The sequence below is a fragment of the Chitinophaga sp. 01L420 genome (assembly GCF_056399985.1).
In genome coordinates this window covers 88,941-101,625 of sequence record NZ_JBFTSK010000013.1, presented here as the reverse complement: position 1 = coordinate 101,625, position 12,685 = coordinate 88,941, and the positions used below count along the sequence as shown (strand labels likewise).

The following is a 12,685-nucleotide window of genomic DNA, read 5'->3' as shown; positions in this document are numbered from 1 at the left end:
CCCGATGATATTTTTGTATTTATAACTTTACAATCTGCCATTGCTGATTGGCATTACCACTCCAATACCACTGAATAATGTCCGCACCATTGGTGTTGGAGGCACCGTTCACATCCAGTGCCAGCCCACTGTTGACATTGGTCACCTGGTAATATCCAAAGCCCATATCCACCACTTTCCATTGTTGATTGGTACCGCCCCAATAATCCCACTGAACAATCCCTCCGCCACCGGTTGTAGAACTACCATTCACATCCAGCGATTTATTACTGTTACGGTTCGTGATGGCAAACAACCCATTACCCAAACTGGTTAATTTCCATTGCTGATTGGTACCACCCCAATAATCCCATTGCACAATACTTCCGCCGTTGGTAGTCGAAGAACCGTTAACATCAAGTCCTTTATTACTCTGCCGGCAAACAACCTTATACCATGCATTGCCGTCAAATACTCCGGCGGGCTGCGTAATCGTGTTAGTACCCCAGGCATACTGCAACCGGGATAGACCCGATGCATTATTCGTAGTAACTGTAGTACCACTTAATGTTAATAAGCTGTAGCCATCGCCATCTCTTAATCCTGGCCAGTATACGCAACCCATACCACGGGCATGTATACCGTTGGTCATCCCCTGGAAATAAGCAATTTCACGGTCCTGCCCGGGTGCCCCCAGATAGTCCTTCCCATTAGTCATGGGAATGCCGAATTCTGTAACCACTGTTCTGTCGGGATAACTAACACCAGATATCGCCGTTTCCCAATCAGCGGTGGTTGTTTTACTATTGTCGAACCAGCTATAGTTGTGATAAGATAACAGGCAGGTATTCAGCCTGCTGTCAGCACCTACGCCATTAACATCCGTCGCATATCCTGCGCCATCCAGCAGTATCCTGTTTTTAGGTACATTGGGGTAATGTGTGAGCCAGTCCGCATACAAATTGTTCAGGTTAGATAAACTATAGCCATGCGGCTCATTAAAAACTTCAAAATAAACATTGCTGTTATTGATATATTTATTCACCACTGTTTGCCACATATTCCAGAACTGGGTAGTGTTATCGACTACACCATCGCGGGAACTGCTTCCTTCCCAATAACACAGGATTACTTTCATGCCACTATTGGCTGCAGTGTCAATAGCAGCGGTATAACTGCCCCACCAGGCTTGCAGTACGGAAGGTGGATTAATCGGCATACGTATGGTGTTGGCACCGCGTTGCTTAAAAGCATTAATAATATTAGCTGCTTTGGTTTTGGTGGTGGCGTAATTGTCGGAAGATACCAGTCCGCTGGGCACTACAAAGTCATCTTTGAAGTTGTCTGCCGGATCTGCCCAGTTAACACCTTTGAAGTCGGAGGAGGCTGCCTCCAGCAGCGAGGCAGTGGTAACAATTTTCTCCTTTGTCAGGCTGTTGGGGATATTTTCCTTCATATTTTTTGAACAGCCGAAAAAAAGGAGGGTCAACGGGAGATAGAATAGTAATCGTTTCATAATTAAGCACTTTAAACGTGAAAGATGAGGGTTAATAATATCAGCTTAGTCGTGGAAATAACGTTGGCAATATAGGGCTGTTCCCCAAAGAGGCCGGGGGAGAAAATCGTTTAAAACAGGGGGTAAATTAGTATTCGTTTGAAAGCAGGAGACAGTGATCAACGCGGGAGCGTATTCTCCTTATATATTTCATCAAATGGCTTTCCTTTTTGTTTTTGTATGATAGCAGAAAAACGGCTGTCTATAGGGGTCAACAATTGCAAACATAATTGTTTATCATCTTCCGTTAAATCCTGGGCCAGCATTCCCACCACTTTGAGAATTTGTTCTTTTGCTGCCTTCAATACTTTTTCTCCTTTCTTTGTAATCTGCAGTCGCTTTACCCTTTTATCATCCTGGTCATCATATTCACTGATCAGGTTTTTGGTTTTCAGCCTTACTAATATATTAGTGCCGCTGGATAGTTCCAGCATATTACTGAAAATCACCTCCGACTTAATAGGTTCTTTCCCGTTAAAGATGGCCACCATAATTCCAAACTCCTCGATCTGATCTAATCCGGTTCCTTCCAGCGCTTTATTCGTGTATATCATCTGGAATTTCCCAATGCGGCTGATCAATTTAATTAACGCACCATTCAAATCCGGTCGCAATTGCCATTCGGGTTCCACGGTTTTCTCCTTTCTGATAGATCCTGCTAATGTACTCCGGCAAAACCCCTCAATGGTGGCGCCGGGATGGCTTTGCTCATATTCCCCCCAAAGCCTGACCAATTCAACAGTTTGATTCATCATTAATTCATTTAAGTAGCAAATAAATAAAATAAATACCAAATAGTTGTTTATTTATACTAAAAGGTTTTACTTTTACATAAATACTACCAAATTGAAATAAATAATATCCCGATGAAAATGGACTTCGCCCTAAAAATTTTATTAGCCTTCCATATCATTGGATTGGTAATAATGGCTGGCACCACCACTATAGATTACCTCACTTTTAAAATATTCTGGAAACTGGTTGATCAAGGAGATAACAAGTCTTTAGGTTTACTCCCCCTGATGGCCAGGTATGGGGCCTTTGTTCGGGCAGGCGCCATCATCATGCTGCTAACAGGCATTACGATGCTCACACTCGTAAATGGTACCTGGTGGGATCAGTTATGGTTCAGGATAAAGATGATATTAGTAATGCTATTAATAACGAATGGCATGTTTGTAGGCAGTAAGCTGGGCCATAAATTCAGAGCCATCATTAACGAAAATGCCAACAGCTTTATTCCACAAACCATTGGGGTCAGAGAAGCACTGCAATGGTTTTACCTTATCCAGCTGATACTTTTCTTTTTAATCATCTTGGTGAGTGTTGTAAGACCTGACAAGATTCCTAATTAAAATCATTGTATGGAAACTACTCAAAAGCATATTCTTCTTTTCGGGATTACCGGAGGTACCGGAAGTCTCATCGCTGAAAACCTGATCCGCAAAGGATATCATGTTACAGCCATCGCACGTGACCCGGCAAAAGTAAACTTTCAACATCCCAACCTCCTGGTTAGAAAAGGGGATATCACGCAACCGGAAACATTTGCCAACCTGGTGCAGCAACATGACATCATTATTTCTGCAGTTGGCAGTCGTTCCCGGATGCCAACTACTTTATTTTCTGATGGCATGAAACATATCCTGCATGCCATGGATAAACCAGAACGCAAGCGATTAATATGCATCTCCGCTTTACCCGTTGAAATAAATTCTGTGATGGCGGTTTGGCAAAGATGGCTGATAAAATATATCGTCCGGAAAATTTTCAGGCACTCGTATAAAGACTTGCTGATAATGGAAAAACTGCTGCGTAACACCCAGGTTAACTGGACTATTGTGCGCCCGCCCTGGCTAAAAGACAGTGCTCCTACCAACCATTATAAAGTGGCAATAAATACACACCTCAAAAGACCTTTCAGCATCTCCAGAGCAGATCTGGCTGCCTACATCACTGACATCATAGACAATCCGGAAACAAGCAGGAGTATTATTGAAATCGCTTACTAAAAAACACCGGTGTCTATGCTAGGACGCCTGCACCTGCTCACGATAGGCAGAGGGACTTACTCCATGATATTTCCGGAAAAATTTATTCAGATGACTCTGGTCGTTGAATCCCAGTTCATGACTGATTTCCTTCAACGAAAAAGCACTATAGTGCAACCTGTTTTCCAACAGGTGTAATTTGTACTGGTTCACATATTCCCGCAGTGTACTCCCGGTTTGTTCCTTAAAAAAAGCACCCAGGTAATGTTTCGAGTAACCGAAAATTTCAGCCAGCTGTTCTACCTGCACTTCATCTGTTTGATGTATATGTTCATGAATATGATGAAGAATAGCCGTTACGCGGGCGCCGTTAGCAGCTCCTTTTTGCGGCAACTCGTTGTCACCAGCTTTTTTAATCATGGTAAACAATGCCTGTAACAGGAAGAAAATGGTTTCGTTATTTTCATCCTGCACTGCCTGCCATTCTGTGGTGATCAGCTTCACCAGCTGTTCCATCCTGCTGGTATCAGCACCAAACATTCTTTGCTCACGGGCCTGCAGCAGCAACTTATCCAGTTCCTGATTCCAGCTTTGCTGAAACCGCAGGTGTCCGCTGCCGTGGAGATATACGTTGGTGAACTTAATAAAGGTAAAAGTGGTGGGCGTAGTGATCTCAAAGTGATGGGCATCACAAGGTGCCAGCAAAAAGAGGCAAGGACCGGTATAAGGATAATTCATTCCCGATATACAATGCGTACCGCTGCCCTGATGCACAAAAATCAGTTCAAAGTGATTGTGGTTATGCACCGGATGTTGCCATTCCGTAGCTGTAAAGTGCGATACTTTCAGGTACTCAAGTTGTATGTATCTCTTCATTCGTTGAAATATACCAATTATCCCCCGTGATGTACAAGTGTGGTGATCTGCCCGGTAGCGATCTTTGTGTTATCAAAATCGATACTAAAAATACAACAGTAATATGGAACAGCATAATAATCGGAAAGTAGCACTGATAGTAGGCGCACAAGGAGTAATAGGACGTAATTTATCTGACTACCTGCTAACACAGCAGTCATGGGATATTATTGGTTTATCCAGAAGAGGTGGGGAAGATACGGCGCAGGTAAAACACATTGCAGTGGACTTAATGAGCCGGGAAGATACCCTGGAGAAACTGGGACACCTGACTACGGTAACGCATATATTTTATGCCGCTTACCAGGACCGCGACAGCTGGGCGGCACTGGTAGCACCTAATATGACCATGCTCCGGAACGTAGTGGAAGTAGTGGAACCCGTAGCCTCTCAATTACAGCACATCAGCCTGATGCAGGGATACAAAGTATATGGCGCCCATCTCGGTCCGTTTAAAACGCCCGCCCGTGAAACTGATGCCGGCAGCTTTATGCCACCGGAATTCAACATGTCGCAGCAGCATTTCCTGGAAGATATGCAGCAGGGGAAATCCTGGACCTGGTCAGCTATACGTCCTTCTGTAGTAGGTGGATTTGCACTGGGTAACCCTATGAACCTGGCCATGGTCATTGCTGTATACGCTGCCATTTCCAAAGAACTGGGTCTCCCACTCCGTTTCCCGGGCAAACCAGGTGCTTATCATAAGCTGATGGAAATGACAGACGCGAATCTCCTCGCCAAAGCCACCACCTGGGCAGCAGAAAGTCCTGCCGGCACTAACCAGGCATTTAATATCAACAATGGTGACCTGTTCCGCTGGTCCGACCTCTGGCCGCGTATTGCCCGCTACTTTGGCCTGGAAGCAGCAGATCCGTTACCGATGCAACTCGATGTAGTCATGGCAGATAAAGAACCGCTGTGGAATACGATGATGGAAAAGTATGGCCTGAAATACAGCTACGCAGAAGTTTCTTCCTGGAAATTCGGGGACTTTGTGTTCTCCTGGGACTACGACTTTTTTGCCGATGGCTCCAAAGCACGAAGAGCAGGGTTCCACGAGTTTGTAGATACCGAAACGATGTTCATGGAGATTTTTGACAATTTCAGAAAGATGAAAGTCATTCCGTAATAATTTTAACAGAAGAAAATGCCGTTACTGATGTAATGCCGCTAAAAAGTTGAACACTTTCCCGGGGCATTCACTCGTAACGGCTTCTTAATAATCCTGGCATGCACCTGCTTATCCACCATTTCATTTCTGCTTACGCCCTATTATGATAGCTCATCCAGGGCATCCAAAAAAAATAATTAAATAGTTGTTTCCCCTGCATAATTAAACCACGACTAATAGCATACCTACAAAAAAAATTATGCTATGAAAAACATCACAACATTCACCCCGCAAAAGCTGGTTTCATTAGCCAGCCAACTGATTTATGGAGATGCCTACCCTAATCCTGATGATCCCCAGCCACCCGGCCCCTGGGGCCCTATCATCCGTCAGGCGCTGGAGTCTATGGTGGCATTCGGACCAGGTGTCCAACCCTGGCGGATGATTGCCAGACGCCGTCCTGAGGTATGGGACATTTTCGGCGGCGGACCGTTTTCACATGTTGCACTCAATCCACAACCACTTCCACCAGGTATTGTCTTTGTTCATTCACTTGCCAGTGCAGTAATTGACCGCGTTCTTCTCATACATGACGTGGCCGCAGCCGTTCAGCCCAACGACAGTCAACAGTCTGATGACTTCGTAACGCATTATCTTAATAGGTTTGTGGATGACCTCTGCCCAAATCCGCCGAAAATTAAAAAACCGAAAGGACCCTATCCTCCTGATCCGGATCCTCATCCTGAATGGTCGGCAATTGAACTGGCTGTAGTGGCTCTGGAGTTTCAACAGGTCGCGGCAGCTACTGATAATAAAAATCTGCAACAAATTTTTCTGGCAGCAGGTGAAAAGCTGCTCGAAACAGGAATGGAGCGGCTATAATTCTCCGCCTGCTCACTCAATCCTGTAAACGGCTAACTGAAGCTTTTCTGATATGCTTTTACTATAAAACTTTGATAAAAAATCTCTTAAACAATTGGCAGATGAACCACTCCAAATATTAATCATCTGCCAGCTGTCCATAACAGGCAGCTACTCCTATGCCAGCTTTATGCTGCTTACTTACACTGCCATTATAATAGCCATTGTGGCGGTAACCGGGCGGATAAACTATATGCTAAAATGTAGACCGGCTGCAATAATAAAGCTAAAATAAAGTGCAATCAGATCACTCTTAAATGCTAAAAAGATATGAAAACGAAACTATTATTCAACCTTACGTCTATTATCATACTAGTGATACTGGTAGTCACCGGCTGTAAAAAAGATAACACCACACCGAAGCCGCCAGTTAACAACGCTCATTCGTTCCTGACAAACACGCAGTGGGTGGGCTCCTATCATATTGTAAGTCCTGGTCGCGAATACGATCCGCCCTGTTGTCTTAAATTCAATTCAGATACCACTGTTATCCTGTATTCATTCTTTGTGTTTAATGTCAACAACACATTCATTGAAAAAGATAGCATCAACGGCGTTATCACGGGCATAGATAGTACCAGCGCAGACCGCAGCACTCGCGTAACTGTTAACTTTCCTGAAATTAATGACCACCAGACGATGCTGATCACAAACAGACAAAAACTCACCAGCACCACTGCGGATGCTAATAAGCCTAATGTCCCTATTTCTATTACACTGGAGTCATTCCCTGCTGCCGCACCTTCTTTAACGGGTACTGCCTGGCATGGGATGTTCAAGGATTCATATCCTGATCTGAATACTATTGAGTTCCGGAAAAGTGGTAATAATAATGTGACGGTTTATTTCAGAAACGGAAATTATGCACCTGAAACAGCGACTCCTCAGATACCTACACCAGGAATACTACAGGTACTATATGTGCAACAGGGTGCTATGGTGTATATGTCTGGCTATAATGAAGAAAACAGGAAACTGGTGCCTTACTTCGGCGTACTCACACCTTCCGGCGATAAGATGTGGGTGGACTCAAGATCAATGTATGCAAGGCTCCCTAACTACGTGCAAACAGCCCCTATATATGGACCAATAGGTGCTACCCCTGTAATAGCTAAAAATTAACATGCAGTGATTTCGTGAGAAAGAGAACCCATTAGTTATCATCATAAATTTCCTTTCCACTGTGAGGAGATAGCGGTGGCTCAGGATATTTTTGAATACACCTAAATTCTAGTTTATGAAAACCAAAGTGAGCTATTTGCTATTGTTATGTTTTGCCCTTTTCCTGACCAGCGTAAACGCAGCAGGTCCTAAGGCTCCTGTTACAGCTAAAAAGGCTGCTGCCAGAGTCTCCTGCGTTGGCGTACCCCCATTCTTTTATGGATTCATGTATTATCCTGGACAGAGAGTGGTTTACAACGGTAACCTGTATCAGGCAATAACCACGAACCAGGCGCAATACCCAGGATTTTCTTCTGCCTGGGCATGGTTCGGCCCTTGTAATTAAGCGTTAAAAAGCATTCATTTAAAGCAGAAAGCCGCAGTGATGCGGCTTTCTGCTTTTGAGTTGAAAACTTGGGGAATATCTTTTTTTCAATATTCTCTAAACGCCATTTGTCATTCTCAAATCCCCCCGAACCATATTTGAATATTATACAATATTACCTCCGGGAGATATTTTGATGAATAAAACCGTTTATACCCGCTTCCTTTGAACAGTATATCTCTTTCCACAGCTACAGCCTGCTATAACAGCGCTGCTATGGCTGGTTCTGATCTCCGTCCCATCTTCTGATTCGGTTGTACATCCGGAAGTCATCCCCGTATCAAGTCCACATCAAGTCCACCTCTACTGCCGTGCTTCTATAGGTGCATAGCGGGTGTCAAGCATAGATCAGACGGAATCTACCTAATGACAATACATCTTGTGGGTAATGTTAACTATAATGATGGGTGTTCTTTATGCCCTATAAACTTTATGCTTAAAATTTACACTATCTCCCAGGTTTTCAACTTGATCCCTTTTAATGAATGTAATCAGCTAATGATATGTAAACGAAAAGGCCGGAGAAATTCTCCGGCCTTTTCGTTTATAGTAGTTGCCCAACCTGGATTCGAACCAAGACAAGCAGAACCAAAATCTGCTGTACTACCATTATACTATTGGGCAATACCCTTGTTGTTTGGGATGGCAAAAGTATAACTTTTTTTATTTCTGCAAAAAAAACTTGCAATATTTTTTAAATATCCTTTAAAACCCGCTACAGTGCTATATCACAAATTCAGCTTATTCACCGCCCCACTATCTGCATGGTTTCTATGCCTTCCTGGCAACAAGATCCTTTACAGTAAACGTTATAAAATCACTTTATTTACTTTTTCCGCTATCTGTACCGGTTTTATCCACTCCATACAGGCATAATCCCCTCTGAAACAGGGTTTGTTGCCAAATACGGAACAAGGCCGGCAGGAAAGGTCATCGATCTGTACAGCATTATCTGCCGGTTGTGCATATCCCATAAAACCCGCAAAAGGATGAGTAGCGCCCCAAACAGATACCACCGGCACCCCAAATAAAGAGGCCAGATGCATATTGGCAGAATCCATGCTGATCATCACATCCAGCTGGCTGATGATCGTCATTTCTTCTGTTAATGAAAAACGCCCTGCTATCACAATAGCTTGCGGATACTTTGCAGAGAGCTCTGTGAGCAGTGCTACTTCCTGTTTCCCTCCTCCCATCAGCAGTACCCGTTGTTTCGGTTCCTGCAACAGTATTTCCAGCACCGCTGTCATCTTTTCCAGGGGATACATTTTCTCGCGGTAAGTGGCAAAAGGAGCCATTCCTATCCACTTTTCTGCCCCCTTGACACCAGTGACAGCCGTAATGGATTCCGTCAAAGGACGGGGCGGAAAAACGGGTTTGTTGCCCATTTCACAACGAAGTCCCAATTGCCTGAAAACAACGGCATAACGCTCAATAGTAGGGGTAAGTGGCTGCAGTACTTTATCCTCCCGGCGTGTCAGCGCTTTCTTTTCTGCACGGCCCTTATCTATCGATGCTACCGGGGTACCAGTCAAACGGAAAAAGGTCCGGATAATTTTTGATCGCAGCACATTATGCAAATCGGCTACGCCATCGATTCGATACGCGTTTTTTACCTCGCGGAATAAACGGTATAAACCTTTTACCCCTTTATGTATTCCTTTTACATCAGCCGGAAAAAAGGTAAGCCCGGGAATTCCTGCACACAACGCACCCCAGTTACGATTGGTCACAAAAACAATCTCCACATCGGGATTATCGTCCAGTACCTGCTTCATCACAGGAATGGTCATGGCTACATCTCCCAAGGCAGACAACCGGGTAACCAATATCGTTTTAACAGTGCCCAATGATTGCAGGTTTATTTTTCGGTTTTGTATAAAACGGGATTGAGAGAAGGATCATTATACATCTTCATCTGCTTGTACACTTTCATGAACTTTTTACCTGCTTCAATATCTGCCAGCAGCGCTTCTATGGCTGTTCCCAGATCCTGTTGCTGTTCAAGGAGAATATCCAGTTTCTTCTGACAGGCCGCCCGGTGCTCGGGTGTAGCATCTGCACGACTGGCTTCTTCCTGCATATGATAAATCTTCAGCGCCAGGATAGACAAACGGTCTACTGCCCAGGCCGGACTTTCCGTATTAATGCTGGCATCTGCCGCAGTCGCCACTTTACTGAATTTTTCGAGGAAATAGCTGTCAATATACTCCACCACATCGGTGCGTTCCTGGTTGGAACGGTCTATCCAGCGTTTAATACCCAGGGCTTCTACCGGGTCTATTTTAGGATCACGGATAATATCTTCCAGGTGCCACTGCACCGTGTCTATCCAGTTTTTCAGGAAAAGCAGGTGTTCAATACTGCTCTTTTCATAAGGATTGGAAATAGCCTGATGCACATCATTGCGCTCGTGGTAGGCCGCGATACTCTGGTTAAATATCTTATTGCACAGTTGTGTAAACATGGCGCAAATGTACAAAAAACAGCTATTAGCTATTAGCTTTTAGCAGTTAGTTTAGCAGTTAACATTCCGAAAATATTTAATCCAACCCTTTTTACCCCGAAACGCCCCTGCATCCTCCTAAAAGCTAACAGCTAATGGCTAATAGCTAAAAAAGAAGCGCATGGTAGAAACCATACGCTTATTGTAAAAGATTGTCATGTGAATGTTCGAGAATGCAAATCGTGAAGGCTTTTAATGGTTATCTTGGGGTTGAAATGCCGTCAAGGTTATACCACCTTAAGTTCCTTTTTACCCTAAAATGATGCTGTTACACACCATATGTTGGCAATAATATTTTTATAGTTGTTTATGTTTTTTTGAATGTTTTTTGCATGAAGTAATTATCAATCACTCTAATGGCTAAACGTTTTGTTTGAGGGCATAAATAAAAAAATAAATAATCACTGCAATTGTTAACAAAAATCCAGGTCACAAATTACAGGGCCAGATCACAGACATTGAATTTCATAAATTGAAGTGGTCTCTTACCACTATTTTTATGGGATTTCCTTTGCTTATGTTGACAATTCCTTTTGTTTAATATTCTCTAAAATTACCGGGTTTTCTAAATTATTAGGGTTCAATTCTCAGACATCACCATGTCCCGTGTGTCTTAGTGCAAATTAAATGTGGCCACTGCAGTATACACTGCAGTGGCCACATTTTTTCATACAACTTTCGTTGTAAATATCTGGTTTTTTTGTCCGTTTTAGCTAAACTAGGCCTTCGGCTGACGCGCCATCGCGATATAATAGAGCGGAATGCCCAATAAAATAATGCCTAATCCTGGTAAGGTATAGTTGCTTTCAAATACCAGCAGCAGGGCTGCCAGCGATAATGCCACGATGATATATATCAGTGGTAATACCGGATAACCAAAAGCCTTGTAAGGCCTTTCTATTTCCGGGCGCTTTTTTCTTAAAATGAAAATACCCAGAATGGTCAGCACATAGAATATCAATACACCAAATATTACCAACGCCAGCAAGTCATTATATCTGCCTGTAAGACAGAGCATAGACGCCCATGCACACTGTATCCATAATCCGTAGGCAGGCACACTGTGTTTGTTTAACTCCCCGGCTTTTTTGAAAAACAACTTATCTTCTGCCATAGTATAATAGATCCTTGCCCCGGATAATATCAGACCATTATTGCAGCCAAAAGTGGAAATCATGATCATCACAGCAATAATATAAGCACCGTAAGAACCGAAGATTTTTGCGGCCGCTGCTACACCTACACGGTCGTTGGCAGCAAAAGCAATTTCATTCAGTGGCAATACTGCCAGGTACATCAGGTTACAGCTCACATAAATGATCGTCACTATCAGCGTTCCGAGGAACAGGGAACGACCAATATTTTTTGCCGGACTTTTAATTTCTCCCGCAATGAAGGTAACGTTGTTCCAGGCATCGCTCGAAAACAGGGAGCCCTTCATGGATACTGCAATCGCACCGAATAAAGCCAGTCCCGATAAGGCGGCGGTGACTACCTCTCCATTCTGGGAAGTAACTGCGGCAGCATCCCAGGCATGTTGCCAGTTAGCGTTCCAGATCTCCGCTTTGGCGCCAACAGCAAATCCGAAAATAATCAGTCCAAATAAAGATAACAGCTTGGCCAGCGTAAATACTGTTTGTATCACTTTACCATGGTGAACACCACGTGTATTGATAAACGTTAGTAAGATGATAGACACAATGGCCACTATCTGTGCAGCGGAAATCTGTACGAAACCTGCATCTAACAAAATATTTTTTTCACTGAAAGCAGGAATAAGATAAGCGGTAAACTTGGCAAAGGCCACCGCCACTGCCGCAATAGTACCAGTCTGAATCACGCCGAACTGGGTCCAGCCAAATAAGAAAGCAATAAAAGGGTTGTAAGCCTCCCGGAGATATACATATTGCCCACCAGCCTTGGGATACATGCCGGATAGCTCTCCGTAACTCAGGGCGGCAATCAGTGTAACGATACCTGCCAGTACCCACATGGCAGTAATCCAGCCAGCGCCGCCTACACTGCGCGCTATCTCGGCCGTTACAATAAAAATACCGGAACCTATCATAGAACCGGCTACGATCATGGTGGCATCTAACAATCCCAGGGATGGCTTGAAAGATTTAGTTTGGTTGATTTCCATATGGTTGTTTATAAAAAA

General features: G+C 43.8%; 12 protein-coding genes and 1 tRNA gene. 6 read left to right on the top strand and 7 right to left on the bottom strand.

Annotated elements, in window-relative coordinates:
* Window positions 1-19: 19 nt before the first annotated feature.
* Together AC1DP6_RS14605 and AC1DP6_RS14600 are read right to left on the bottom strand one after the other, a co-directional pair.
* Entirely contained in the window at window positions 20-1,495 is a 1,476-nt protein-coding gene (locus AC1DP6_RS14605) for an RICIN domain-containing protein (protein WP_477055466.1), read from the bottom strand.
* Between the two features lie 158 nt (window positions 1,496-1,653).
* On the bottom strand, window positions 1,654-2,289 hold the full coding sequence (locus AC1DP6_RS14600) for a MarR family winged helix-turn-helix transcriptional regulator (RefSeq protein WP_477055465.1): 636 nt from the start codon (window positions 2,287-2,289) through the stop codon (window positions 1,654-1,656).
* A gap of 111 nt (window positions 2,290-2,400) precedes the next feature.
* Here AC1DP6_RS14600 and AC1DP6_RS14595 point away from each other — a divergent pair, with 111 nt between their 5' ends.
* Both AC1DP6_RS14595 and AC1DP6_RS14590 read left to right on the top strand, forming a co-directional pair.
* Window positions 2,401-2,889, top strand: coding sequence for a hypothetical protein (locus tag AC1DP6_RS14595; protein ID WP_477055464.1), 489 nt, complete (start codon window positions 2,401-2,403; stop codon window positions 2,887-2,889).
* A gap of 9 nt (window positions 2,890-2,898) precedes the next feature.
* Window positions 2,899-3,546, top strand: coding sequence for an NAD(P)-dependent oxidoreductase (locus AC1DP6_RS14590; protein WP_477055463.1), 648 nt, complete (start codon window positions 2,899-2,901; stop codon window positions 3,544-3,546).
* Window positions 3,547-3,564: 18 nt separating this feature from the next.
* On the opposite strand, the gene AC1DP6_RS14585 is transcribed toward AC1DP6_RS14590, so the two are convergent.
* A complete protein-coding gene (locus AC1DP6_RS14585) occupies window positions 3,565-4,401 on the bottom strand; it encodes a helix-turn-helix domain-containing protein (RefSeq protein ID WP_477055462.1) in 837 nt (278 codons plus the stop codon).
* A gap of 103 nt (window positions 4,402-4,504) precedes the next feature.
* On the opposite strand from AC1DP6_RS14585, the gene AC1DP6_RS14580 reads away from it, so the two are divergent.
* The 4 genes from AC1DP6_RS14580 to AC1DP6_RS14565 all read left to right on the top strand — a co-directional run bounded on the left by AC1DP6_RS14580 (window position 4,505) and on the right by AC1DP6_RS14565 (window position 7,979).
* Window positions 4,505-5,569 carry an SDR family oxidoreductase gene (locus tag AC1DP6_RS14580; protein WP_477055461.1) on the top strand — a complete coding sequence of 355 codons (1,065 nt, stop codon included), beginning with the start codon at window positions 4,505-4,507 and terminating at the stop codon, window positions 5,567-5,569.
* Window positions 5,570-5,815: 246 nt separating this feature from the next.
* Window positions 5,816-6,433 (top strand): hypothetical protein, encoded by a 618-nt coding sequence (locus AC1DP6_RS14575; protein WP_477055460.1) that lies wholly within the window; start codon window positions 5,816-5,818, stop codon window positions 6,431-6,433.
* A gap of 309 nt (window positions 6,434-6,742) precedes the next feature.
* Window positions 6,743-7,594 carry a hypothetical protein gene (locus AC1DP6_RS14570; RefSeq protein WP_477055459.1) on the top strand — a complete coding sequence of 284 codons (852 nt, stop codon included), beginning with the start codon at window positions 6,743-6,745 and terminating at the stop codon, window positions 7,592-7,594.
* 115 nt (window positions 7,595-7,709) lie between these two features.
* Window positions 7,710-7,979 carry a hypothetical protein gene (locus AC1DP6_RS14565; RefSeq protein ID WP_477055458.1) on the top strand — a complete coding sequence of 90 codons (270 nt, stop codon included), beginning with the start codon at window positions 7,710-7,712 and terminating at the stop codon, window positions 7,977-7,979.
* 592 nt (window positions 7,980-8,571) lie between these two features.
* On the opposite strand, the gene AC1DP6_RS14560 is transcribed toward AC1DP6_RS14565, so the two are convergent.
* The 4 genes from AC1DP6_RS14560 to AC1DP6_RS14545 all read right to left on the bottom strand — a co-directional run bounded on the left by AC1DP6_RS14560 (window position 8,572) and on the right by AC1DP6_RS14545 (window position 12,667).
* A tRNA-Gln gene (locus tag AC1DP6_RS14560) sits at window positions 8,572-8,642 on the bottom strand.
* A 185-nt stretch (window positions 8,643-8,827) separates the two neighbouring features.
* Window positions 8,828-9,868 carry a glycosyltransferase family 9 protein gene (locus AC1DP6_RS14555; RefSeq protein ID WP_477055457.1) on the bottom strand — a complete coding sequence of 347 codons (1,041 nt, stop codon included), beginning with the start codon at window positions 9,866-9,868 and terminating at the stop codon, window positions 8,828-8,830.
* An 11-nt stretch (window positions 9,869-9,879) separates the two neighbouring features.
* Window positions 9,880-10,485 carry a DUF4254 domain-containing protein gene (locus tag AC1DP6_RS14550; protein WP_441572516.1) on the bottom strand — a complete coding sequence of 202 codons (606 nt, stop codon included), beginning with the start codon at window positions 10,483-10,485 and terminating at the stop codon, window positions 9,880-9,882.
* A 757-nt stretch (window positions 10,486-11,242) separates the two neighbouring features.
* The gene (locus AC1DP6_RS14545) at window positions 11,243-12,667 is read right to left on the bottom strand and encodes an APC family permease (protein WP_477055456.1); all 1,425 of its coding nucleotides are present in this window, start codon (window positions 12,665-12,667) and stop codon (window positions 11,243-11,245) included.
* Between the last annotated feature and the right edge of the window lie 18 nt (window positions 12,668-12,685).

Bases quoted from the DNA above. Each gene is read 5' to 3' on its own strand.
- AC1DP6_RS14590 (WP_477055463.1), top strand. From the start codon at position 2,899: ATGGAAACTACTCAAAAGCATATTCTTCTTTTCGGGATTACCGGAGGT.
- AC1DP6_RS14585 (WP_477055462.1), bottom strand. From the start codon at position 4,401: ATGAAGAGATACATACAACTTGAGTACCTGAAAGTATCGCACTTTACA.
- AC1DP6_RS14550 (WP_441572516.1), bottom strand. From the start codon at position 10,485: ATGTTTACACAACTGTGCAATAAGATATTTAACCAGAGTATCGCGGCC.
- AC1DP6_RS14600 (WP_477055465.1), bottom strand. From the start codon at position 2,289: ATGATGAATCAAACTGTTGAATTGGTCAGGCTTTGGGGGGAATATGAG.
- AC1DP6_RS14595 (WP_477055464.1), top strand. From the start codon at position 2,401: ATGAAAATGGACTTCGCCCTAAAAATTTTATTAGCCTTCCATATCATT.
- AC1DP6_RS14605 (WP_477055466.1), bottom strand. From the start codon at position 1,495: ATGAAACGATTACTATTCTATCTCCCGTTGACCCTCCTTTTTTTCGGC.
- AC1DP6_RS14570 (WP_477055459.1), top strand. From the start codon at position 6,743: ATGAAAACGAAACTATTATTCAACCTTACGTCTATTATCATACTAGTG.
- AC1DP6_RS14575 (WP_477055460.1), top strand. From the start codon at position 5,816: ATGAAAAACATCACAACATTCACCCCGCAAAAGCTGGTTTCATTAGCC.
- AC1DP6_RS14580 (WP_477055461.1), top strand. From the start codon at position 4,505: ATGGAACAGCATAATAATCGGAAAGTAGCACTGATAGTAGGCGCACAA.
- AC1DP6_RS14545 (WP_477055456.1), bottom strand. From the start codon at position 12,667: ATGGAAATCAACCAAACTAAATCTTTCAAGCCATCCCTGGGATTGTTA.
- AC1DP6_RS14565 (WP_477055458.1), top strand. From the start codon at position 7,710: ATGAAAACCAAAGTGAGCTATTTGCTATTGTTATGTTTTGCCCTTTTC.